The organism is Acidocella sp. MX-AZ03 (assembly GCF_027626035.1).
Classification (GTDB): domain Bacteria; phylum Pseudomonadota; class Alphaproteobacteria; order Acetobacterales; family Acetobacteraceae; genus Acidocella; species Acidocella facilis.
On the sequence record NZ_CP110774.1, the window covers coordinates 39,906 to 62,728 of the forward strand.

Here is a 22,823-nt window from a genome sequence, read left to right on the forward strand (position 1 = left end):
TGGCTCTACTCCTTGGGTTCAGGCGGCCCGAATGTCAGGCAGCGGTTACGCTCGATCTCTGCGCGTTCAGCCTCACTCGGCACCGGAGGTGGTTCAAGGACCCGAAGCGAGGCGGGTTTGAAACGGGGGCAGCGGATGGCCCCGGCACCGGCGGTAATGGAGCCATGATAGGTGCTGCGGGCACTGCCGCTGGGGGAACCACCCCTGCTCCGATTGTCACCGGCGCCTCTACGGGCGGTGGCGCAGACGCCGCGTCTTCCGAGCGGCCCAACCTACGCCTGTAGCCCTTCAGCGGCATCTGTGCGCGCGAGAATTCGCTGCGCAGGGCTTTGGCCGTCCAGGGCGCGCCAGTGCGGTAGGTAATCCCGGCCTTGCTCAGCGCGGCGCCAATCGCGGCCCAGGACCATTCGCCATGCACCAGCGCCAGCAGCATATCGCGGTGCTGGCGCAGCCAGGGGCGCACAACATCACCTGACCGCCAGAGCGGGCGGATTGTCGCTGCCAGCGTTTCGATTTCTGTGTCAGTCGGCTTGCGCTTGAGTGACATGAGCACCGGCTCTCAAAAATAGCAGTGCAGAATTTCACCATTTTTGACAGGGCGTGCAATCTTCCGAATCGGAATCTTGACAGGCCGGATGTCTCAATCGTCAGCGCAATCCATAGCTCATTCGCCAACTCAAAGGCTGGCGCAAAAGCTGGTGCGTTTGTCAGCGCAATGGCTGGTGCAAACGCTGTCTCTAATCTCGTAGGCTTCATGTGGTAATATTTTATGCAGCTACAACAGGCCAAGGAATGCTAGCGCATGCGGATATAGAGGGTAGAAGGCGCTTGCGGTGGGTGGCCGGGTTCGCCTGTTCCGGCGCACGAATGCCAAGTTCATGGAGGCTGGTACGGTTGGGAATATCAGGCGCAATGGCACGGTGCTGGAGATCGCCGCCATTAACGAGGCTGGACTGACCCTGAAGACCACCACGGGTAGGCAAGGGCTGGTAGCGTGGGAGAGCTTGCGGGGCGAGCCAAATGGTAGAGTTCAACTGGCCTATGGCGATGCGTTGACCACCAACACCGCGCAGGGGAGCGCAGTTACTGAGCACATTCATGCGATGCCGGCTGGCACGAAGCTGGTCTCGGCATTCGGAGCCTATACCTCAGGCAGCCGGCACCGGGACCAGAGTTTTATCGTGACGTCCGAAGGGACGGAGCGTGCCGAGATCATCGTCCGGCGGCCGCTGGGCTACCGGCGCGAGATCGGGCGCGGTGATGTGCGGAACAACATCGTGCGCAATTTTCCACAGGCGCCGGAGAAGCAAGCGGCGCTGGCGCTATTGGAGCGTCAGCCGGGCTACGGCGCGGGGCGGTTCAGGGGGGCGCAGAGAGTACGCCAGGCGGCGGAAGCGCGCGGGAGCGGTCTGGAGCGGCCATCAGTGCTGCGGGAACGGATGTTGAGCCGCCGGATAGCGCAGGCATTTGAAAAGCGGCTGCCTGGTTTGGTGGCAAAACTCCGGCGTCATGGTGAGGTGTGAACCGCTCCATGTTTGCCGGAGGCATCAACTCTTGAGAGGATGGTGTCATGACGAACAGAACGAGCAACAAGTTTTCGCCTGAGGTTCGCGAGCGTGCGGTCCGACTGCTGCTGGAGCACAAAGGCGAGTACCCGTCGGAATGGGCGGCGATGACCTCGATAGCGGCGAAGATTGGCTGCACGGGGAGACGCTGCGGCACTGGGTTCGGCAGGCGGAGCGTGATCAAGGTCTACGAGCCGGCCCGACGAGTGAGGATCGGGAGCGGATCAAGGCTCTGGAGCGGGAGGTCAGGGAACTGCGCCAGGCCAACGAGATATTGCGCAAGGCGAGTGCGTATTTTGCGCAGGCGGAGCTCGACCGCCGGTTCAAGCCATGATCGCGTTCATCGATGATCACCGAGGTGAGTATGGGGTCGAGCCGATCTGCAAGGTACTGCCGATCGCCCCTTCCACCTACCATGCGCAAGTGGCGCGGCGTGCCGATCCGTCCCGGCGCTCGGCGCGATCACGACAAGATGAGGTTTTGAAGGCGGAGATTTGTCGCGTGTACGGGGATAATTTCTCTGTCTACGGCGTGCGCAAAGTGTGGCACCAGCTACGGCGCGAGGGCCGGGATGTTGCCCGCTGCACGGTGGCGCGGCTGATGCGGGCGATTGGATTACAAGGGGTTATTCGCGGCAAAAAGCTCAAGACCACCCTGAGCAACAAGGCGGCCCCATGCCCTCTGGACCGGGTGAACCGCCAGTTCCGCGCGCCATGCCCCAACCGGCTATGGGTCAGCGACTTCACCTATGTCTCGACCTGGAGCGGCTTTGTGTACGTGGCATTCGTCATCGATACCTTCGCCCGGCGCATTGTCGGATGGCGGGCCAGCCGCACCGCCCATACCGGGTTTGTACTCGATGCCCTTGAGCAGGCCCTGCACCAGCGCCGGCCAGTAGGGGGCCTCGTTCACCACAGCGACCGCGGCTCTCAATACGTGTCCATCAAGTACACCGAGCGCCTGCGCGATGCCGGTATCGAACCCTCCGTCGGCAGCGTCGGCGACAGCTATGACAATGCCCTGGCCGAGACGATCAACGGCCTGTACAAGGCTGAGGTCATCCACAGGCGGGGCTCTTGGCGATCCTTTGAGGAGATCGAGTACGCCACGCTGAAATGGGTCGACTGGTTCAACCATCGCCGGATCATGGAGCCCATAGGCTACATGTCGCCGGCTGAAGCCGAGAAACGCTACTACGCCGCGCTGCGAGAGCAGTCCATGGCAGCGTGACTCAAACCAAATAGCCTCCGGGAAAACCGGAGCGGTTCAGTGCTGGGGCGAGTGGCTCGTATCGGCGCAGATGTGGCGGAAATGCTTGCCAGCTTCAGCCGCCGCCAGAGTCATGTAGAATTCTGGCGTGAGCTTGGCCAGCGGGCCGAGCGAGGGCCCGGGTGGGTGGATCAACCCCGGCAATTGCGGCGGCGCGGGTGGTGAGAGAAAGGCTAATTTGTATTGCATAAAGCGCTACAATCAACTATATTCCGCTCATGACAAGAACCACCGCCATGACCGCCTCGCCCAAGCGTAAAGACCATCCGCTCTCGATGCGTTTGCCGGAAGGCGATATCGCGATTATCGACCGTGCGGCGGATTTGCGCGGGCGCTCGCGCACGGATTTTGTGCGGGAAGCCGCGGTGCGGGCGGCCGAGGAGGTGCTGATGGAAAGCACGCTGGTGCGTATGAGCCCGGAAGGGTTTGAGGCGTTTGTTCAAGCCGTGTCCGCCCCCGCGGCGCCCGTGCCGGAAATGGTGGCCTCTCTGCGCCGCAAGGCGCCGTGGGAAAAAGATACCACGACGCGTTGATGGGGGAGGTATTGCTCTCCGCACCGGAGCTTCTGCATGCCGGGCATGATGTATCCCACTTCTCCTGCGGCAAGCCTTCGCTCGATCATTGGCTGAAGAACCGGGCGCTGGCCAACCAGCAGAAAGGATTCTCCGTGGTCATGGTGGTCCATGTGGCGGGCCGAGTGGTGGGCTACTACGGCCTGGCCCCTACCGCTGTTGTTCCAGCCACCCTGCCACGCGCCATCCGCACCGGCCAGCCGCCGAGCCCGATGCCGTGTATTCTACTCGGCCAGCTTGCCACAGACACGGCCTGGGCGGGGCAGGGGATTGGTATTGGGTTGCTCAACCATGCGCTGGCCCGCAGCGTGAATGGGGCCGCGCTGATCGGCGGGCGGGCGTTGATGGTCAATGCCATTGATGATGAGGCCGCCGCGTTCTGGCGGCGCCGGGGGTTTTTGCCGTCGAAAGACAATGCGCTCATGCTGTTCCGGTCGATCGGCGATATCGCAGCTTCGTTGAGGGCGGCCAGCGAGGTGTGATTTCCCGGGGGACGTGTCAGCTGCGCCAATACCGACACGTGCCGCCCCGATAGTTTTGGACTGGTGTCAGCCAGCAGCGTGCCCGACGATGTCCATGAGCTTCTCGTAACTGGTAACGACATCGTATTTGACGCGATCCTCGCTGACGCTCTGTTCGATCTCGTCGAAGAACTTCCGGGCACAAGCGATCTTGGTGTTCTCGATCTCGCGGAGCTTCATCGAGGACATACTGCCCTTGGTCTCGGCGACGAAGTAGATGTGCTTGACGCTACCTTCCTTAAAGGAAATTGCCCAGTCAGGGTTGTAGTCGCCGACAGGAGTCGGGATCAGGAAACCACGGGGAAGCTTAGCATAGACCACCACCTCGCTGCTGGCATCCAGCTGACCGGCGAATTTGCGTTCAATATCCGAGTCCGCGACGACATAGTCATAGATATGGTGCTTCAGCTTGGCGCTGGCCTTGGAGAAGTCCTGCCCTGTCTGGTTGGCCGTGAAGATGTCCACGTCGTACCGCTCGGACAAGCCGTCATAGGCGAGTCGTTCGATGATCATCGTTGCTTTCTGCTCGGCGATGATCCGCGACGCCTCCGCGATGAAGTGCTCGGGGTTCTCCCTGAACTGACCGAAAACGCTGGCCTGAATTGCCGTGAGGATGTCGGCTACCGTCTTGCGCGTCAGCTCTGTGTTTTCGGCGACCTTTCCGAGAAGATCGTATTTCACGAGGGAATGGATCGAGCCGCCGCACTCGGTCGTCGACCCGGTGAGGGAAAAGCCGTCGCCGGCCTTCAATTGCTCATCGTGTTGATTTCCGCTGAGATCTGCCCCTGGAAGGCCGGATTTTTCCACTGAGATTTGACCCATGTTTGACTGTTTCCCCGTCTGGAACTGGCGGGGGCGAACGGAGTGTTGGACATGGCATTTTTGAGCATTATCCGCCGGTGGCATAAGCGTGAGCATGTGCCGATCCGGGAGATTTCCCGGCGGCTTGGGGTGTCGCGGAACACGATCCGCAAATATCTTCGATCTGATCTGGTGGAACCGAGATTTCAGGTGCCGGATCGGCCGAGCAAGCTGGACCCGTACGCGGAGAAGCTGGCGGCATGGCTGCGACGTGAGGCGAGCCGGCCGCGCAAGCAGCGGCGGACGGTGAAGCAGCTGTACGGCGACCTTGTCAGCCTTGGCTATGACGGTTCCTACAACCGTGTATCGGCCTTTGCCCGGGCCTGGAAGGAGGAGTGCCAGCGTCTGCAGCAGACCGCCGGGCGTGGCACTTTCGTGCCGTTGGCGTTTGCGCCAGGCGAAGCGTTCCAGTTCGATTGGAGCGAGGATTTCGCGGTCATCGGGGGTGTCCGCCTGAAGCTGCAGGTGGCGCATACCAAGCTGTCATACAGCCGCGCCTTCATCATCCGAGCCTATCTGCTGCAGACACATGAGATGCTGTTTGACGCGCATACCCACGCCTTCCGGGCGCTTGGCGGTGTGCCGCGGCGCGGCATTTACGACAATATGAGCACTGCCGTGGACAAGGTCGGCCGCGGCAAGGAGCGCAGCGTCAATCTGCGTTTCCAGGCGATGACCAGCCATTATCTTTTTGAACCTGATTTCTGCAATCGTGCGGCAGGTTGGGAGAAGGGGCAGGTTGAGAAGAACGTCCAGGATGCCCGGCATCGGCTGTGGCAGTCCATGCCGCCATTTGAGACCCTCGACGCCCTCAATGATTGGCTGGAGCAGCGCTGCCGGGAGCTGTGGGCGCAAACCGCGCATGGTGGCGAGCCGGGGAGTATTGCCGATGTCTGGGCGAGCGAGGTCGAGAGCCTCATGCCGATGGGGCGGCCGTTCGATGGGTTCGTGGAACACACCAAGCGGGTCTCCTCGACCTGCCTGATCCATTTTGAGCGTAACCGCTACAGCGTACCGGCCTCTTTCGCCAACCGGCCGGTCAGCCTGCGGGTCTATCCCAACAGGCTGGTGGTGGCGGCGCAAGGGCAGATCATCTGCGAGCATCCGCGCATCATCGACCGGACGCATAATGGCCCCGGGCGCACCATCTATGACTGGCGGCATTATCTGGCGGTGATCCAGCGCAAGCCGGGCGCCTTGCGCAACGGCGCGCCCTTCCTGGAATTGCCCGATGCCTTCAAACAGCTGCAACAGCCTCTTCTGCGCCGCCCCGGCGGTGACCGGGAGATGGTGGAGATCCTGGCCCTGGTGCTGCACCATGACGAGCAGGCGGTGCTGGCGGCGGTGGAACTGGCTCTGGAGGATGGCGTGCCCTCCAAGACGCATATCCTCAACCGGCTCCACCGGCTGATCGACGGCACACCCGCCACCCCGCCAGCGGTAACCGCGCCGCAGGCGCTGAGCTTGGCCAATGAGCCCAGGGCCGATGTCGAACGCTACGACAGCTTGCGCCAACCCAAGGAGACCCGCCATGCGTCATGATCCCGCCACCGGCGCGCTTGTCATCATGCTGCGCAGCCTGAAGATGCACGGCATGGCACAAGCGGTCGACGAACTGGCGCAGCAGGGCGCGCCAGCCTTCGAGGCCGCCATCCCGGTGCTCTCTCAACTGCTGAAGGCCGAGACCGCCGAGCGCGAGGTCCGCTCCATGGCTTACCAGCTCAAGGCGGCGCGCTTCCCGGCCTACCGCGACCTCGCCGGCTTCGACTTCGCCAGCAGCGAGGTCAATGAGGCCCTGGTCAGGCAGTTGCATCGCTGCGACTTCATCGAGCCCGCGGACAATGTTGTGCTCGTCGGCGGGCCGGGCACCGGCAAGACCCACATCGCCACCGCACTCGGCGTGCAGGCCGTCGAGCATCACAAAAAGCGTGTCCGCTTCTTCTCAACCGTCGAACTGGTCAACGCCCTGGAACAGGAAAAAGCCCAGGGGCGGAGCGGCCAGATCACCGGCCGCCTGATCCATGCCGATCTCGTTATCCTCGATGAGCTCGGCTATCTGCCCTTCAGCGCCTCGGGCGGGGCCTTGCTGTTCCACCTGCTCAGCAGGCTCTACGAGCGTACCAGCGTCGTTATCACCACTAATCTGAGCTTCAGCGAATGGTCCGCCGTCTTCGGCGACGCCAAGATGACCACCGCCCTCCTCGATCGCCTCACCCACCACTGCCACATCCTCGAGACCGGCAATGACAGCTTCAGGTTCAAGCACAGCTCGGTGCAGAAAAACCAAAAACGAAAGGAGAAAAATCAGGCCTTGACCCCATCTTGAAACCCAAACCATAACCAAGAGGCGGGTCAATTCTCGGTGGAATTCCAGGGTCAGATCTCAGCGGAAATCAACAAGGACGAAGCCAACAGATTTAACCGTCTTGGATAGGTTAACTGACGCTGTCCGCTAAGGTATGCACAATGTCGGCGCGGCTAACGATGCCAACGACGCTTGCGCCATCAATAATCGGCACGCGCTTGATATGATGCTTGACAAGCAGTCCCGCTAAATCATGCGTCGTCGTATCCGGTGTCGCCGTGACAACGGCTTTTGTCATGACATCCTTTGCAGTATGCCAGTCTTGCGCAATATATTGTAGATATTCGGGTGCCAGTCTCTCACCTTCGGCAAGTAACTCCAGCCACCACTCCCGGCGGTTATTGGAATTGGCGAGAAAGGGTTTCATCAGATCGCCTTCACTGACCATGCCGAGCAATTGCCCCTGCACATCAATGACAGGTATGGCGCTGATTCCATGTTTAGCGAGAAGAGTCGCAATGTCGGACACGGCCGTATTGGGGCCTGTCGAGATGACGCTGCGTGTCATGATGTCTGCGGCGGTCGCGATCATGGTTGTAACTCCTTTTCCGAGAGCCGGACGCTACAGTTGATGCTCATCACCGGCCTTGACTTTGATCAACTGCGCCGCATCGGCCGCCCGGATCCAGTTACGCACGGTCGATACGTCCATTCCTCCTGACTCCGGTCAAAGCGGAAAATTCGCCCTTCATATAACAGCGAAGATGATTTGTGCCCACGGGTCAGCCGTTGCATCTCGATATTACGACTATGATGTTTCAAAAATCATCTCGCGTCATATAAGGAAGAAATTCTATATTCCAATTTTTTTACTTTCAGGGCTACCAGCCATTGACGAGGCACATAGCATTTCCACCATTTTCAGGAGAGCATCGAAGCTCATAGGCTTTCCGATCGTTGGTCGATCACAAAACTCGGGTGGGAGATAACCGGCTCCGTCTCCGCTCATGAAAGCAAAGGGAAGATTCTGTGCGACGAGAGACGCCGCCAATGAATAACTGGTACCATCTGTCAAGTGAATATCGAGCAGCGCCGCGTCAAGCTGTGATGACGCCACTAGCTTTGCCGCATCCACGCACGTCGCAACGGGACCGACAACATCGTAGCCAGTTTCTTTTAGTACGTCGCAAAGAAGATGCGCTATGCTGGCCATGTCCTCCGCGATTAGAATGCGAAGAGGTGTAGATTTTGATATCGACTTATTCTTTTTTGGCATGAGAGGAGAAAACCTGTCGCTAGTGTTGCTTAAGCTTTTCTTAGAACCTACAACTCAAGCGACTTTCATCACGGCTTGAAGCCTTTTCTGACGATCCCATTTTGCGCAACGCTCTGCCATTTTCCGCGCCGCATGCTTCGCTGTTTCAATGTCGGATACCGTACCCGACCCTAATATCCTTCCTGAACGGCTCGACACAATAAACCGCCCATAAAGATTATCTTTTGTCCTTTTAACTTTCATTGTAATTTCGGAGATCTCCGCAACCAAGGTATCGTCTTTACCAGAACACCAGTACAGTTTTTCCATTGTTCGATCCTCACACTGACTGCCCGAAATCAAATATCTATTGGCCGAATATGTTAGTAATCGGCCGCCCTATGAAGGGAAACTAGCGGATTTCCTCTAGCAGTTTGCTGAAAAACTCCTGGCGGCCGGGATTATGATGTGATTCACTTTGGCTGGCAGGTTTTGTGAGGCGTGGGGTGCGGGGTTCTTTTCGAGATCAGGGCGGGATGTTTTCGTATGTTTCACCAGAAACACGGGTTCCGGCGACCCATCCGTTGCGAGCGATCCGTGCTTTGGTGCGGGATGTTCTGCATGAGATGAGCCGCAGCTTTGCCTGGCTGTATTCCAGGGAAGGCCGGCCCTCGGTGCCGCCTGAACAATTGCTGAGCGCGCTGCTGATCCAGGTGCTGTACGGGATTCGCTCGGAACGGCAGTTGATGGAGCAACTGGATTATAATCTCCTGTACCGCTGGTTTGTGGGCTTATCCCCGGATGATCCGGTCTGGAACCCGACCACGTTTAGCAAGAACCGCGAGCGCCTGCAGAACGGCGATATATTCCAGAAATTCATGAGCCGGCTGCTGAACCACCCGCGGGTGACGCCGCTACTATCGGATGAGCATTTCTCGGTGGACGGCACGCTGATCGAGGCGTGGGCGTCGCAGAAGAGCTTCCGGCCGAAGGATGGCAGCGACGATGATGGTTCGGATTTCCACGGTCAGAAGCGTAAGAACGATACCCATGCCAGCACCACCGACCCGGAAAGCCGGCTGTACCGCAAGGCCGCTGGGCGGGAGGCAAAGCTTTCGTATATGGGGCACGCGCTGATGGACAACCGGCACGGCTTGGCGGTGGGTGGCCGAGTGACCCAGGCCACAGGCACGGCTGAGCGTGAAGCCTCGGAAGCGATGTTGAAAGCCAAAGCCAAGTCGGCCGCCGGGCGGATCACCGTAGGCGAAGACAAGGCTTACGATACCGCCGATCATGTCGCCAATCTGCGCGACGCCGGCGTGACACCGCATGTCACACAAAACAACGGTGAGACCAAAACCGGCAGGCACCGCCGCAGCGCGATTGACGGACGCACCACGCGCCATCCCGGTTATGCGATGTCGCAGACCCGCCGGGCGATGATCGAGTGCATATTCGGCTGGGGCAAGCAGCACGGCACGATGCGCAAGACCAAGCTGCGCGGCGTTGCGCGGGTCGCCGGCACCTTCATGCTCAACCTGATCGCCTATAATCTGGTACGCATTCCAAAAATGGTGGCAATATAAGGGACGAGTCTGTCCGCTGGACGAAAAAAGTCCAGAAACCGGCAAGAAACTTCAATCACTTGAACCAAAATCCAGGCCCCAAAGCTAAATCAGAAAAAATAAAACCAAGTTTCGGGGTTTTTCAGCAAACTGCTAGGTGGTTTTACCCAACTGGCGTTGGCGGATGATAATACATCGGCGACCTAGCCTTGACGAACGGCTTTGGCGAAATCAAGGCTGCATGTTGGAGTCAAATCATCCGTCAATTTGAGATCAATATGATCAGGCTCATGGTCGCCACCGCTGCCGAGATTATGAAGCGCAATGTCGATTTCAATAGGTCAGTTTTGACGGTGCTGGGTGCTGGCGATCGCACGGCTCCTTGGCGTGACTGACGCTGACGCTTGACCGGTTATTGATTTGTAAGGTTAGTCACTTGGTATAATGAGCGACGACAATTTGACGAACCTTTTTGTAGCAGGATAGACTTCATCAAGAATGTCGGCTCGATGTATTGGCGCAGGACGGGCACTTGTCGTTTAAATGTCCGGGACATATCAAGTAAGATTGGCATATCTACAAGGACGTGTCGGCTAGCGGAATGATAACCGCGCTGCCCGAAATAGCGTTTCGGGAGCTAGCAGTTTGCTGAAAAACTCCTGGCGGCCGGGATTATGATGTGATTCACTTTGGCTGGCAGGTTTTGTGAGGCGTGGGGTGCGGGGTTCTTTTCGAGATCAGGGCGGGATGTTTTCGTATGTTTCACCAGAAACACGGGTTCCGGCGACCCATCCGTTGCGAGCGATCCGTGCTTTGGTGCGGGATGTTCTGCATGAGATGAGCCGCAGCTTTGCCTGGCTGTATTCCAGGGAAGGCCGGCCCTCGGTGCCGCCTGAACAATTGCTGAGCGCGCTGCTGATCCAGGTGCTGTACGGGATTCGCTCGGAACGGCAGTTGATGGAGCAACTGGATTATAATCTCCTGTACCGCTGGTTTGTGGGCTTATCCCCGGATGATCCGGTCTGGAACCCGACCACGTTTAGCAAGAACCGCGAGCGCCTGCAGAACGGCGATATATTCCAGAAATTCATGAGCCGGCTGCTGAACCACCCGCGGGTGACGCCGCTACTATCGGATGAGCATTTCTCGGTGGACGGCACGCTGATCGAGGCGTGGGCGTCGCAGAAGAGCTTCCGGCCGAAGGATGGCAGCGACGATGATGGTTCGGATTTCCACGGTCAGAAGCGTAAGAACGATACCCATGCCAGCACCACCGACCCGGAAAGCCGGCTGTACCGCAAGGCCGCTGGGCGGGAGGCAAAGCTTTCGTATATGGGGCACGCGCTGATGGACAACCGGCACGGCTTGGCGGTGGGTGGCCGAGTGACCCAGGCCACAGGCACGGCTGAGCGTGAAGCCTCGGAAGCGATGTTGAAAGCCAAAGCCAAGTCGGCCGCCGGGCGGATCACCGTAGGCGAAGACAAGGCTTACGATACCGCCGATCATGTCGCCAATCTGCGCGACGCCGGCGTGACACCGCATGTCACACAAAACAACGGTGAGACCAAAACCGGCAGGCACCGCCGCAGCGCGATTGACGGACGCACCACGCGCCATCCCGGTTATGCGATGTCGCAGACCCGCCGGGCGATGATCGAGTGCATATTCGGCTGGGGCAAGCAGCACGGCACGATGCGCAAGACCAAGCTGCGCGGCGTTGCGCGGGTCGCCGGCACCTTCATGCTCAACCTGATCGCCTATAATCTGGTACGCATTCCAAAAATGGTGGCAATATAAGGGACGAGTCTGTCCGCTGGACGAAAAAAGTCCAGAAACCGGCAAGAAACTTCAATCACTTGAACCAAAATCCAGGCCCAAAGCTAAATCAGAAAAAATAAAACCAAGTTTCGGGGTTTTTCAGCAAACTGCTAGTGCAGCTGCTGGTGAAATTTCGCTTCGAGCGAGGCTGGATATTCGATGATGTCCGCGTTGTTGGAATTGTCAGCAGTACAATGCGCACTCTTTTATGCTCGTGTTCCGTTTATCTCGAAACCGGCTTGCGTCAATTCCCATGCGTGCTGGCCCATACTGCGATGAAGTATGGCCCATATCACCCCACACCCAGCAGTTAGAACTTACGAGTGGTAGGAGTGTTCCAAAGGCAAGGAAAAAATTTTATCTGGCGAATGCTGGCCTAGGACAGAATGACAAGCCTATTTCAAATAAATCAGAGAATATATTGGTTTGACTTGAACAACTCGGCACGCTGTCGTTCCAACGAATATTCAAATCTGCGGTCGCGGATTAAGTGTTGGCATGAGTTCCTCCAGATGCTTCCATAACTTGTCGTTTGGAGTTTTTACAAGATCCTTATCGACTTCACCAAGAAGCTTTGCAAGGACCAATGGATGCAGCGTTCTCTTCATCACGCTCAGGATATGGGAAGGGGCAACGATGACAAGGCTATCGAAGTCTTTTGCCTGCATACCATTGATTTCATCCGCGATGAGACGCGCAAAACGTTCCTTTTCAAGCTCGTGAGGATCGTGGCGCGGCGTGATGGCATGATGGGCAGTCGAATCACTGTGGAAACTCGCCCCTGGCCGGTCGCTACGCAATTCTGCGGACCGGCGATGCGCTTCCGCTGATGTTAGCGTCCGTACGGTGTGTAGTACGTTGGTTTTTGTCAAGCGAATGAAGCGCGCTTGTTCCCATCAAGCAAAACAATGAGCAGATTAATGCTTTTTTCATCTCCACTTTCTCGAAATTTACGCATGATGGAACTCCGCCTCAAGTAAATTCAAGATGGTCCTCAATTTCACGAACCGCTTGAATAGAACGTACGGCCGCCAAGATGACATCGCGCTCGTGCCAGCTATCCACTTTTCCTCTGACTGTTACCTTGGCTCCCTCGACTTGAAGCTGGATCTTGTTTGCTTCAATTTCCGCATTACGATTCAACGCGGCGTCGATCGTCTGTTTGACATTTGACGCGATGACTGTGGGCATTACATCGATTTGGTTAATGACGCCGACCACACCACTCAACTTATGCACGGCACGCTCAGCCGCCGTCTTTTGAAAGTAATGGCTGACCCTGCCGGTCAATGCCACCAATCCCTGACGGACCCTAACCTGAATTTGGCCTTCGGGAAGGGAGCTGTCCCAGGCGATGATTTTGATAGCTCTGCCGGCAATTTCATCATCCGCAAGTCGTTTTCCGCTAGGCAGTCGGACCTCGATCTCTTGAGCTATACCATGAACACCCCTGACCCGTCGTGCGGCAAGTTCGGCTGCGCGCCGTTCCGCATAACTGTCGACATATCCGGTCAGTGTGACGACATGGCCGGCGACGGCAACGCCGATATGTGCGGCATTCACTCGTGGCTCGAATTCAAGTTCCGCAACAACCCTCTGTCGAATTGTACCCTCACTCATGTTGCCTACCCTTCCGTTGAGCCGAAGCCACCAATAAGGATGAACTGGATGGGCCAAATGGAGCCAACGGGCATTGATCTTCGTCAAAATTTAAAGCGAAAATCATTATAAAAAAGCAATCAAACCGCGATGTCGAATGGGATCCAACGACAATCGAAGCATCTGCAAACATATACGGCATATTGCATGCCGCGTCTGATCGAAGCCTATATGACGCTTAAAGTAACTCAAACAACGCCTTTTCCGAATAGGTTCAACTCAGCTTGTCTCGATTCATGCTTTCAAATCTGCCAAGGCAGACGTACCGGGCGTAGCCTCCTCCTCCTCCTCGACGCGTCCCAAGCTATCACGCATGGGCGATCAGGCGCACCAGAGCTGCCAGAGATTTCGTGCCCATCTTGCGCATGACGCTCTGGCGATGATGCTCGGTGGTGCGTTCGCTGATGCCCAGATCGACCGCTATGTTTTTGTTGAGTTCACCACGCACCACCCGCTCCATCACCTCACGCTCGCGTGGCGTCAGACTAGCAAGCCGGTCGGCGAGGTCCGGGGGCGCAGCGATGCGCGCCCGGCTTTGCTGTCTCAGCGCTGTCATTACACTTTGGAGCAGTGCCAGCCCGTCTACCGGCTTGTGCAGGAAATCCGAAGCGCCGTTACGCAAGGCCTGCACAGCCAAAGGCAGGTCCACGCTGCCTGTGAGAAAAATGATCCGCGGAGGATCGGCTTCGGTCTTCAGCAGCGTCTGCAGGGCGGCTCCGCTCATCCCTGGTAAGATGACGTCGATGATAATGCACCTGAACCTGGCGCGCGCCGGATCGGCCAGGAAAGCCTCCGCGGAGCTGTAAGCTTCCACACCGTATCCGCCAGCTTCCAGCACGTCGCGCACGGCGCCGCAAATGCTCTCCTCGTCGTCAATGACGGCAATCTCAGCAACCGCCGTACCGTTACTGGCAGGCGGGGCAAGCGCCATGGAGCGCCGCACGCTATCATCCGCCCGCCAGCCAGGCGCCATGCGGCTTACCACCTGCTCGATCGCACCCAGCAGGCGGTGGGGCTGCACCGGCTTCAGGATGAACTGCGTGTCGTTGTCTCCAAGCTCTGGACTGCCATTCTCCCATGCCCTGCTACAGAGCATGATGGTCGGAATCTGCCGCAGCAATGAGGCACGTATTTGCCGCACGAGATCCGTACCGCTTTCTTTGCCAGGCAGATCCTTATCGGCGACAATGACGAGCGGCACATCCAGCGGTAAAGAGAGGATGTCCTCCGGAAGCGCGGCAATATCATGCAAAATTCGCACTTGGTAGGACTCCAAGCTCAGCAGGGTCTGCAATGCATCGCGCTGGGCCGGGTCATCCTGGATAAGCAGGATCCAAGGAGTTTGCTTATCCTTTTCATGTCCAGCATGATCTCGGCCGCCGGAAAAATGCGGATGCAGGATAATCAGAGCAAACATGCTGCCACGCCCGGGGGTTGATTGGACCTCTGTCTCATAGCCCAACCGCGCGCAGAAGCGCTTTACAATATGCAGGCCAAGCCCCAAGCCAGCCTGCTCGTTACCCGCCGGATGCAGCCTCGTGAATTCGTCGAAAATCCGTCCAATCTGCCCGGCCCGGATACCCGCGCCAGTATCCCATATTTCGATCCTGAGCTGCGCGCCGCGCCGTCGGCAGCCCATTAGAACCTTGCCTTTGTCTGTATATTTCAATGCGTTGTTGAGCAGATTGCTGAGGATACGCGCGAGCATCCGCCGGTCTCCCCGTATGGTGGCCGAACACGGAACACAGCGTAACACAATCCCCCTGGCGGCAGCGGCGGGCGCAAAATCGTCTGCAAGACTGAGGAGGAGGGGCCAGAGGCGGATATCCGCCAACTCCACCGGTAAGGTACCGCTTTCGATCTGGCTGGCGTCAAGCATGCTTTCCACCAAATCTTGCATGTGCCTTACGGCGTCGTCCAGCTTGGCCAGAGTGGTGAAGGCCGGCGGGTTTATCACCTGCCGCTCCAGCACGGATTTCAGCAGCCCGATGGTTTGCAGAGGCTGACGCAGATCATGCCCGGCGGCGGCGAGAAAGCGCGTCTTGGCGGCACTGGCCTCTTCGGCGACCTTGCGGGCGGCGGCGAAGGCCGCGTCGGTCTGCGCACGGTCGATCAGTTCCGCGCCAAGATGCAGATACAGATCCGTCATGCGCAGCTCGCGTTCGGATGGGACATGCGGATGGCGGAAATGGGTGGAAACCACGCCTTTGACAGTGCCGCCTCGCAACATGATGGGGTGGATTGCACCGCCCTGAACCCCGCAGCCGCCGCGACCGCACGATACGGCGCACATGCCTCGTCCAGCAACACGTCTGGGACGACCACCCGCGTCTTGGCCCGTAGCGCCCTCTCGTAAGGCGTCCCATCCGCCGAGCCAACACGCTCAAACCGCGCGAGGAACGGCGGACGGAACCCCTTCTGGACGGCCAGGGTGAGCCATGCGCTTTCCGTATCGAGGAGCTGGATATTGCCGAAATCGGCGTGCTGCAGGGCCATTACCGCGTCCAGGACTTCCTCCAGGACCTTGTCCAGCTCTGATATTTCGGCGAGCTTCGTAACGAGCATGTGAAGCTGGCGCATGCCTTCCAATTCGGCCTGCAACTCGGCGCGTAACCTGTCCAGTTGGGCTTCGGTCTGCTTTATGCCACGCAAATCGTGGATGGTTGCCAGAATTAGCGCTCCCTCGACTGTCTCCACTGGACAAAGGCCGATATCCAGCGGCAGCCTTGTTCCATCTTTGGTGAGGCCAAAAACGTCCTGGTTTGCACCCATTGGCCGGCCGGCAGGAGCCGTCATGTATCTGTCGTGAAACGCCTGATGTCGTTGGCGCAGTTCAAGCGGCACAAGCACTGTCACCGGCTGACCGATCAGCTCATCTGCGCTGTAGCCAAACAAGGACAGAAGTGACGCACTGACGCTATGTATACGCGCCGCGGCGTCAAGAGCGAGAGTGGCGACGGGCAGCGCATTGATAAGCAACTGGATTTGTTGACGCAGAATTTTGTCCTGGCTATCCGTACCGGCACAGTCGAGAGGCTTTACCTTTTCTATCAGCGAGATATCGGGCGGTGGCTTATCTTCAGGTCCAGCCCTATTTTGTGCTTTTCCACCCATAGGAAACATCATGTTTATACCTTAGTGGCAATGAAGCCTGTCACCAGCGCAACCTCTGCGTGTGAACTCTCCGCGAAGTTTGGTGCGTTCCGGCGTTATTGAATATTCATTACACTGAAATTTCACCGAGTAAAACATATTTCGATACAAAGCTTAAGATTGGGATAAATACCTACGGGGAATCCGAAGCTGGATTTGGCCGTTTCAATCCGCAAACTGATGCTCGCACATTCAAAACGAAGGCGAGACGTCATGATCGAGCAACAGATGTGGGTTTGTGAGGAAAATATAAAGCGATTTCAAAGCAGATTGGCGCAGGAAGCTGACGAGACGCGCAAGTCAATGACAAGAAATCTGCTTGCCTTTGAGCAGCTGGAATTGCAGCGGTTGATCTGCGAGAAAGCCACAAGAAAAAATTTCGCCAGAGCAAAAAAATAGAGCAACCTGTCCTGCTTCGTGCTGTTCAAAATCGGTGACTGCGTCAATTCGAAGATAATGCAACGTTGAGAGGAGCTTATAATGCCCGGCCATCGCAATGGCGACAACGTCGCACGTATGGAGGTTCCGCTGGCCGCCATCCATCAAACGTCGACAGCCCAGACCATTATCGCGCGGTCCTCAGACAACGAGTTCATGGTCGGCGACAGCCAGGTGATGCGTGATGTTTTCGATAAGATCCGCCGCCAAGCTCCCACCAGCGCACCTATCCTCATTACCGGTGAGAGCGGCACCGGCAAGGAACTTGCCGCTCGCGCCATACATCAGCGCTCTGCCTTTCGTGAAGGACGATTCGTCGCCATCAATTGCGCCTCCCTGCCCGCTACGCTTATCGCCTCGGAACTATTCGGATATGAAAAAGGTGCCTTCACGGGGGCAAACACGCGCAAGATCGGTCTTGTTGAGCTGGCGGACAAAGGCACCTTATTCCTTGACGAGATCGGTGATCTGCCATTCGATTTGCAAGGCCATCTACTGCGGTTTCTGCAAGAAGGCACGATCGTGCGGGTCGGCGGCCATCAGCCGATCTCCGTTAGCGCCCGCATCATTTCCGCAACCCATGTCGATTTGCGGCAGGCGATCGAAAATGGAAAATTTCGCGAGGATCTATACTACAGATTAAATGTTCTACCCCTGCATCTACCCTCTCTGCGCGAGAGGGACGGCGATCTACAGCTTCTTGCAAAGTATTTTCTCGACACGTTATCGGTCGAACTCGGTCATGGCGCCAGAGGCTTCACGGCCGACGCTCAGGCATTGATCGAAACCTACCACTGGCCAGGTAATATCAGGGAGATGATCGCCGCCATAAGGCGCGGCATCGTTATGGGGCATGGCAATTTGATCTCGGCGGCAGATCTGGCCTTAGAGCCTTGGCCAACTTCGCCCAAACACCATCAGTTTTCGCTGTCTGTAAGCGACAGGCGCGCTTACGAACCCGGGTCCGACGAAGAACGGAAAACCCTGGAGGACGCGCTTTCACGCTGCCAGTATAATTTAAGCCGTACCGCGCGTGTGCTGAAGGTCTCGCGCGTTACGCTCTATCGCATGCTAAAGCGTCACGCGATGTCCCGGAATACTATGCGGGAAAGATAAATATCGTAGCGTAAGATACGGTATTGAGATGAAAATTTTTTGCGTTATCCGCATCGGTTTTGTTTTCGCGAAAGCGCCGTATGCATATCGCGTCGTCGCGTAAGAATACGCAATCTGGTCTCCGGAACACCGTGATGATTCTGCTTATGTGGTTTTCCTTCTCTCTTGCGATCCTGCTGCTGGTGCTCATGCCTCTGGCTTTCACCGAGATAATGATGAGCGGTCTTGCCAAACTTCATTTGAGTGCTGATGCTGCATCTTTGCTTGTTTTATTTATGCTTTTTGGCGGTGCGATCAATATTCCGATTTTAAGATTTCACTCTGGACGTCGTATCTGCGTTCAACCGCTCGTATCTCATGGCGTTTTCGGCTTCCATTCTGGTTTCACAAAAGCTACAAACGAAACCGTGGTTGCGGTCAATCTCGGCGGTTGCGTGATTCCAGTTGGGCTTGCATTGTTCGAGTTCACGCGCCTGATGGCAGCCGATTCAGGAAGCTTCTGGGCTGTTGTTGGAGTGTCCTCAATAAATATTTTCATCTGCTACGATCTCGCACGCATTGTTCCTGGAATCGGAATCACGCTCCCTGGCCTGATGCCTGCCTTCGCCGCGGCTGGACTCGCCCTAGTTTTTCTGCCTCAGGAGGCAACGCCCATAGCCTTCATAGCGGGTGTGGCCGGCCCATTGATTGGTGCCGATCTGCTTCACTTACCGCAGTTGCGTAAACTCCCGGTCGGCATGCTTAGCATTGGTGGCGCCGGCACGTTCGACGGCATCGTGCTGGCGGGTATCATCGCTGCCTATTTGGCCTGATTGTCAAAATCCTGATACGTTTACGGTATAGCTCTGGGTTTTGTCTCGATTGCGGTCGGCTAAGTCACCGGGCGCAGAGCCACGCTCGGGCTGAAGGTTTCCACCGGCACGATTGTCGACGCGACCATCATTCACGCGCCGTCCTCGACAAAGAACGAGGCGAAAGCGTGTGATCCCGAGATGCACCAGACCCGGAAGGGCAACCAATGGTATTTTGGCATGAAGGTGCAAATCGGAGTGGATTCCAAGACCAAACTGATCCACGCAGTGGCGGCCACCCCTCCGGGGCCATTCCATCGGCGCTTCGCACCGTCGGAACCTTCGGCCCCTCCACCCGCGAATGCTGATGACATTGCAATGCTGGAAGGCCAGCTGCACGGAGATGAGGCGCGCGTCTGGGTCGACCAAGCCTATCGCGGCCGGCGTGATACCATCCGCCGCTGCGCGCCCAGGGCCAAGGGTTTCACCAACCGCCGCCGCAAGATCAAGGGCGTCGTCGACGAGGCCGACAAAGCCAGGAACGCACGTAAATCCAAAACCCGCGCCAAGGTGCGCTATTATTTTGCCGTGATGAAGCGCGTGTTCGGCTCCGCCAAGGTCCGCTATCTTGGAATCAACAAAAATGTCGACTGGCTGTTCGCCAGTTGTGCCCTGGTTAATCTGTTCATGGTCAGACGGCGCCTATTGCCAAGATAACCCCGCCGAGGCTCTGTTCCCCTCGTCCGAAGGTAGAAAAAATAGAAAATCATCCAACCAAGGACGCCTGCTCACTACAAACAGAAACGCCAGGCCGCATGAGAATAGAAATCGCCAGCTTATTCAGATATTCCTTAAGAAAAAGTCACCTTTAAAATACGCACTATTTCGTGACGCCATTGATGGTGATGACTGACGCGCCGTTCACATTACTCTGTTCTGCCGCATGTGGCTTCAGCTCATCCCACAGCGTGATGGTTCCGCTGGAAGAGGCTGAGTTTCCGAATACCGGCTCCTGTAAAGAGCCTCCTTTAACAGTCGCGATTGACTGATTGGAAAGCGGCACGAGCGTGAGGTTGGCGACATCGACGAAGGGGGGTGTGGAATCCTGCGCGCGAAGAGAGCCGGGGCAAAGAGCCAGCGCCAAAAAGCACGCAGCTACCAGACGCCACAATATAGGCTTTGCCATGCAAATTGTTCGATGTTGCACAAATCTCCGCAAATCAGCCATCTCACATCCTTTGCCAGGTCGCCGGCCGTCCGTTTTTCCGGGGGCGGGCTTTTCCGACGGGAGCCTTACTTGAACGCGTTACCCGCATAATACAGTCCTGCTTGTGTATTTGCAAAAGATTGTTGTTGAGTGAGGAACCGGCTTAAGCCTGAAATCGCGATATTCATCGTCGCCGCGACGCTAATGCTGGTATTGTTGGCTGTATTCGTTGTTTGGTTGGACAGTCCACCGGAGCCCAGTTGGGTATTGATTATGGTTCGGCCGCTATTGCCGGTGGTTGTCAAATTGACAGTATTGCCGACGGTGGGCGTAATGGTCTGCGTATTGCCGTTGGCATCCGTCACCGTCAAAGATGGTGTAGAGACGCTCACCGGCGTAGAGGCGGTGGCTGTGGCAGTGTTCGCGTGACCATTGGTGGAACTCGTAGCGGCGGTTACATCCGTTTCGGGAACCATAATGCTTTTCACGACAACGCCATCGATGGTTTCAACTTGCTTGAATGCGAAACTGATTGACAATAATTTATTTAGATCGAATCCGCCTCTGATGCAGCCAAGCTCTTTTGGACCGATTTGATGCCCTGAAAGGCCCAGCGCCAAAGATACTGCTTGCTTGTCCGGCGTAGCCGAATGTGCCATGGCGGGTAGCAGTGCGAAAGCCGCCGCAGCGAGCCAGGCTGTTGTTTGGTTTTTGATCGGAAACATTGATCGTCTCCCGTTAGCCAGAGCCGCTAGAATTTTTCGAGGTCGGGGATGCCGACCTGTTGCAGCGTGGCCAAGTTGATTATGAAGTGACTGAGGTCAAGAGGTGCGCTCGGCTCTCCGGACCAATCCTGCCCGTCGTTAAAACCCGCCCGTGCAAGCTCCAGATGAGCGAGAATGATGAAGAAGATCCCCGACCATTGCTGTCTGAAGCTGGATACGGACACGCTGCGCAGCCCGATCGCCGGATCAGCCAACATCACCTGTCCATTGCGTATCCCGCGCAGTACTACAAAATGTTTGTAGCCGCGCTCGTTGATCAGCACGATGGCAGGAATTTTGATTTCGGCCAGTTTATGCAACGGCGCGCGGAACCCGCCAGCGGGAATGTTGCGTCGGGACAGGTACTCTTTCATATCAAGAAGGGAAAAGCCGGATTCCCGAATGGCTTTGCGGTCGCCATTCAGGAACATATCGGTGAAAACGGAGGTTTCGCTCGCCTTGATGTGATAGGTGTAGAGTAGCAATGTAGCCAGAGCTGCGGAGCCGCATGAAAAATCATATTGCTGCCGGATCGTCGTGTTGAACTTACGGGCCTGGAAACTTTGCACAGTGATGTTGGCGGATCCCGTACCCGTCGCCAGTCCGTTCAAGGGGATCTGCCCAGCGAGTGCGTTTGTCGGTGCCAATGCCAGCATTGTGGCAAGAAGGCCGACGCTCTGTGTCAAGTATCGCATCGTCAGCTCCCAGCATGGCTCCTAATGGACGGTTATGTTTACCGTCATGCTACTTTGCAGCAGCGTGTTGTTGCCGGTATTCTGAATAACCGTGGTTAGCCCGGTATTGCTGTTAACGGATTGTATGTTTGAAATTGACCCGGTAATAGAATTGTTGGCGCTATTTCCAGTATCATTTCCAATATTTATGGCAGCAACGGTGCCGGATCCGCCGCGCATGTTTGCCAGCTGCGCCGGTGAAACCGCGTTCGCGCGCAGGCTTGCGATCATGGCGCCGCTGTTGTTCGCGTCAATGCCGTTATTGGCACCGGAGGCGCGCGCTTGGTGAGCGAAGACGAAGACTGCACTGCCAAGTGCGAGCGAAAGTGCTATTGCCTTCTTGTTTGTCATTGAGCTCTCCTGCACAAAGGCTTTTTTTGTTGCCGAGGACAAGGCGAACAGTGCGGCCCCGTATGGCGGGTGGAACGCCATACAGGTTACCGCACTGCCCTTCTCCGGCTATTAGAAGCCGTTGAAGCCCGTGCTGCCGCCGCCGACGTAAGACCCCAGCGCCACGGAATTCTGCTGCAGAGATGCCGTTCCGGCATTCTGCTGCACGGTGCTGATGCCGGAGCTGCCGCTGTTGGCGAAGCTCATTGAGGCATTGCCGCTGGAGATCAATGCTGTCGCGCTGCCCTTATGGCCTTCCCCACCGCTACCACCGCCGGAGAAGTCGATATTGCTGAGCGTTCCGGTATTGCCGGAGCTGGCAAAAGTGACGTTCATATGCGTGTTGGTGTTGGTGTCGCTCAGCGACACATTGCCGACAGACAGGAGGGTCTTGGTCACGTCCCAGCTGTTGTTCGAATTGCTGGTGACCGTATTGCCATTGGCGTTGAGGGCGGTACCGCCGGTGGTTGCCGCGCTACTGCTGTCTTGGGCGCTCGCGTTCTTGACGACCGGCACAGAGGTATTTGTGGTCGTGGTGGAGCCGCCGCCGGGCCAGCCGCCCTGCCCACCCGTCGGTGTACCGGCAAGTGCCAGGCCGCCGGTCAGAAGGAAGGCAGCGGTGCTCGCAAGAAAAAATGTACGCATTGTCGCTCTCCTGTTCGTGTTGAAACGTTATAAAAAATTTATGGCCGATGTGGTTTCACGGTCACGCTACATATCCAGCAAGTCCTGTGCCAACTTATCTCGTTTCGGCTTAAGATTTATATGGCATGAAATTTCAGGGCTTTGGTGGATGCAGCTCAGGCTGCGTTGGAAGATGGAGAGAACCAAGAAACTGTA

Annotated in this window: 27 protein-coding genes, 1 pseudogene and 1 other annotated feature; of the genes and pseudogenes, 13 read left to right on the forward strand and 15 right to left on the reverse strand. The window is 57.1% G+C overall.

What is annotated here, in order from left to right; translation table 11 throughout:
* Positions 1-34: 34 nt before the first annotated feature.
* On the reverse strand, positions 35-547 hold the full coding sequence (locus GT370_RS00220) for a hypothetical protein (protein ID WP_270183700.1): 513 nt from the start codon (positions 545-547) through the stop codon (positions 35-37).
* 286 nt (positions 548-833) lie between these two features.
* On the opposite strand from GT370_RS00220, the gene GT370_RS00225 reads away from it, so the two are divergent.
* Both GT370_RS00225 and GT370_RS00230 read left to right on the forward strand, forming a co-directional pair.
* Entirely contained in the window at positions 834-1,523 is a 690-nt protein-coding gene (locus GT370_RS00225; RefSeq protein WP_008495706.1) for a hypothetical protein, read from the forward strand.
* Positions 1,524-1,570: 47 nt separating this feature from the next.
* Positions 1,571-2,795 (forward strand): annotated as a pseudogene (locus GT370_RS00230) (IS3 family transposase).
* Positions 1,854-1,970 (forward strand) — a sequence feature (AL1L pseudoknot). (Overlaps the previous pseudogene by 117 nt.)
* 36 nt (positions 2,796-2,831) lie before the next feature.
* Here GT370_RS00230 and GT370_RS00235 read toward each other — a convergent pair.
* On the reverse strand, positions 2,832-3,023 hold the full coding sequence (locus GT370_RS00235) for a hypothetical protein (RefSeq protein ID WP_144052869.1): 192 nt from the start codon (positions 3,021-3,023) through the stop codon (positions 2,832-2,834).
* A 47-nt stretch (positions 3,024-3,070) separates the two neighbouring features.
* On the opposite strand from GT370_RS00235, the gene GT370_RS00240 reads away from it, so the two are divergent.
* The gene (locus GT370_RS00240; protein ID WP_008495702.1) at positions 3,071-3,367 is read left to right on the forward strand and encodes a type II toxin-antitoxin system TacA family antitoxin; all 297 of its coding nucleotides are present in this window, start codon (positions 3,071-3,073) and stop codon (positions 3,365-3,367) included.
* Positions 3,367-3,888 carry a GNAT family N-acetyltransferase gene (locus tag GT370_RS00245; protein ID WP_008495700.1) on the forward strand — a complete coding sequence of 174 codons (522 nt, stop codon included), beginning with the start codon at positions 3,367-3,369 and terminating at the stop codon, positions 3,886-3,888. The genes GT370_RS00240 and GT370_RS00245 overlap by 1 nt, the downstream gene beginning before the upstream one ends.
* Before the next feature lie 66 nt (positions 3,889-3,954).
* On the opposite strand, the gene GT370_RS00250 is transcribed toward GT370_RS00245, so the two are convergent.
* Positions 3,955-4,734: a restriction endonuclease gene (locus tag GT370_RS00250; protein WP_270183701.1), complete on the reverse strand. Its 780-nt coding sequence runs from the start codon at positions 4,732-4,734 to the stop codon at positions 3,955-3,957.
* Between the two features lie 66 nt (positions 4,735-4,800).
* Between GT370_RS00250 and istA the strand changes: the two genes are divergently transcribed.
* Together istA and istB are read left to right on the forward strand one after the other, a co-directional pair.
* Complete coding sequence (istA, locus tag GT370_RS00255; protein ID WP_270183702.1) at positions 4,801-6,330, forward strand: IS21 family transposase; 1,530 nt, start codon at positions 4,801-4,803, stop codon at positions 6,328-6,330.
* A complete protein-coding gene (gene istB / locus GT370_RS00260) occupies positions 6,320-7,114 on the forward strand; it encodes an IS21-like element helper ATPase IstB (protein ID WP_270183703.1) in 795 nt (264 codons plus the stop codon). Before istA ends, istB begins: the two co-directional genes overlap by 11 nt.
* Positions 7,115-7,223: 109 nt before the next feature.
* On the opposite strand, the gene GT370_RS00265 is transcribed toward istB, so the two are convergent.
* The 3 genes from GT370_RS00265 to GT370_RS00275 form a co-directional block, all read right to left on the reverse strand.
* Positions 7,224-7,685 carry a CBS domain-containing protein gene (locus GT370_RS00265; RefSeq protein WP_008495835.1) on the reverse strand — a complete coding sequence of 154 codons (462 nt, stop codon included), beginning with the start codon at positions 7,683-7,685 and terminating at the stop codon, positions 7,224-7,226.
* A gap of 261 nt (positions 7,686-7,946) precedes the next feature.
* On the reverse strand, positions 7,947-8,306 hold the full coding sequence (locus tag GT370_RS00270) for a response regulator (protein ID WP_168118469.1): 360 nt from the start codon (positions 8,304-8,306) through the stop codon (positions 7,947-7,949).
* A 117-nt stretch (positions 8,307-8,423) separates the two neighbouring features.
* The gene (locus tag GT370_RS00275) at positions 8,424-8,678 is read right to left on the reverse strand and encodes a hypothetical protein (RefSeq protein ID WP_144052892.1); all 255 of its coding nucleotides are present in this window, start codon (positions 8,676-8,678) and stop codon (positions 8,424-8,426) included.
* 176 nt (positions 8,679-8,854) lie between these two features.
* Between GT370_RS00275 and GT370_RS00280 the strand changes: the two genes are divergently transcribed.
* The 3 genes from GT370_RS00280 to GT370_RS00290 all read left to right on the forward strand — a co-directional run bounded on the left by GT370_RS00280 (position 8,855) and on the right by GT370_RS00290 (position 11,710).
* Positions 8,855-9,934: an IS5 family transposase gene (locus GT370_RS00280; protein WP_083878918.1), complete on the forward strand. Its 1,080-nt coding sequence runs from the start codon at positions 8,855-8,857 to the stop codon at positions 9,932-9,934.
* Positions 9,935-10,122: 188 nt separating this feature from the next.
* Entirely contained in the window at positions 10,123-10,308 is a 186-nt protein-coding gene (locus GT370_RS00285) for a hypothetical protein (RefSeq protein WP_008495933.1), read from the forward strand.
* A gap of 322 nt (positions 10,309-10,630) precedes the next feature.
* Positions 10,631-11,710: an IS5 family transposase gene (locus GT370_RS00290; RefSeq protein ID WP_083878918.1), complete on the forward strand. Its 1,080-nt coding sequence runs from the start codon at positions 10,631-10,633 to the stop codon at positions 11,708-11,710.
* 488 nt (positions 11,711-12,198) lie between these two features.
* On the opposite strand, the gene GT370_RS00295 is transcribed toward GT370_RS00290, so the two are convergent.
* The 4 genes from GT370_RS00295 to GT370_RS00310 all read right to left on the reverse strand — a co-directional run bounded on the left by GT370_RS00295 (position 12,199) and on the right by GT370_RS00310 (position 16,516).
* Positions 12,199-12,603 (reverse strand): host attachment protein, encoded by a 405-nt coding sequence (locus tag GT370_RS00295; protein WP_270183704.1) that lies wholly within the window; start codon positions 12,601-12,603, stop codon positions 12,199-12,201.
* A gap of 100 nt (positions 12,604-12,703) precedes the next feature.
* Positions 12,704-13,351, reverse strand: coding sequence for a BON domain-containing protein (locus tag GT370_RS00300; RefSeq protein WP_008495773.1), 648 nt, complete (start codon positions 13,349-13,351; stop codon positions 12,704-12,706).
* 346 nt (positions 13,352-13,697) lie between these two features.
* On the reverse strand, positions 13,698-15,539 hold the full coding sequence (locus GT370_RS00305) for a response regulator (RefSeq protein WP_270183705.1): 1,842 nt from the start codon (positions 15,537-15,539) through the stop codon (positions 13,698-13,700).
* Positions 15,536-16,516 (reverse strand): PAS domain-containing protein, encoded by a 981-nt coding sequence (locus GT370_RS00310; RefSeq protein WP_270183706.1) that lies wholly within the window; start codon positions 16,514-16,516, stop codon positions 15,536-15,538. Before GT370_RS00310 ends, GT370_RS00305 begins: the two co-directional genes overlap by 4 nt.
* Before the next feature lie 240 nt (positions 16,517-16,756).
* On the opposite strand from GT370_RS00310, the gene GT370_RS00315 reads away from it, so the two are divergent.
* The 4 genes from GT370_RS00315 to GT370_RS00330 all read left to right on the forward strand — a co-directional run bounded on the left by GT370_RS00315 (position 16,757) and on the right by GT370_RS00330 (position 19,605).
* Entirely contained in the window at positions 16,757-16,942 is a 186-nt protein-coding gene (locus GT370_RS00315) for a hypothetical protein (RefSeq protein WP_008495775.1), read from the forward strand.
* An 81-nt stretch (positions 16,943-17,023) separates the two neighbouring features.
* The gene (locus tag GT370_RS00320) at positions 17,024-18,097 is read left to right on the forward strand and encodes a sigma-54 interaction domain-containing protein (RefSeq protein WP_008495776.1); all 1,074 of its coding nucleotides are present in this window, start codon (positions 17,024-17,026) and stop codon (positions 18,095-18,097) included.
* Positions 18,098-18,231: 134 nt separating this feature from the next.
* Complete coding sequence (locus GT370_RS00325; protein ID WP_168118464.1) at positions 18,232-18,909, forward strand: DUF1614 domain-containing protein; 678 nt, start codon at positions 18,232-18,234, stop codon at positions 18,907-18,909.
* A 111-nt stretch (positions 18,910-19,020) separates the two neighbouring features.
* Positions 19,021-19,605, forward strand: coding sequence for a transposase (locus GT370_RS00330; RefSeq protein WP_256378791.1), 585 nt, complete (start codon positions 19,021-19,023; stop codon positions 19,603-19,605).
* A 163-nt stretch (positions 19,606-19,768) separates the two neighbouring features.
* On the opposite strand, the gene GT370_RS00335 is transcribed toward GT370_RS00330, so the two are convergent.
* The 5 genes from GT370_RS00335 to GT370_RS00355 form a co-directional block, all read right to left on the reverse strand.
* Positions 19,769-20,116, reverse strand: a complete 348-nt coding sequence (locus GT370_RS00335; RefSeq protein ID WP_144052880.1) for a hypothetical protein — start codon at positions 20,114-20,116, stop codon at positions 19,769-19,771.
* Positions 20,117-20,181: 65 nt separating this feature from the next.
* The gene (locus tag GT370_RS00340; RefSeq protein WP_144052881.1) at positions 20,182-20,820 is read right to left on the reverse strand and encodes a hypothetical protein; all 639 of its coding nucleotides are present in this window, start codon (positions 20,818-20,820) and stop codon (positions 20,182-20,184) included.
* A gap of 26 nt (positions 20,821-20,846) precedes the next feature.
* Positions 20,847-21,554, reverse strand: coding sequence for a C39 family peptidase (locus GT370_RS00345; RefSeq protein ID WP_008495781.1), 708 nt, complete (start codon positions 21,552-21,554; stop codon positions 20,847-20,849).
* A gap of 21 nt (positions 21,555-21,575) precedes the next feature.
* Positions 21,576-21,944: a hypothetical protein gene (locus GT370_RS00350; RefSeq protein WP_144052882.1), complete on the reverse strand. Its 369-nt coding sequence runs from the start codon at positions 21,942-21,944 to the stop codon at positions 21,576-21,578.
* A 111-nt stretch (positions 21,945-22,055) separates the two neighbouring features.
* A complete protein-coding gene (locus GT370_RS00355; RefSeq protein WP_008495782.1) occupies positions 22,056-22,628 on the reverse strand; it encodes a hypothetical protein in 573 nt (190 codons plus the stop codon).
* Positions 22,629-22,823 lie beyond the last annotated feature (195 nt).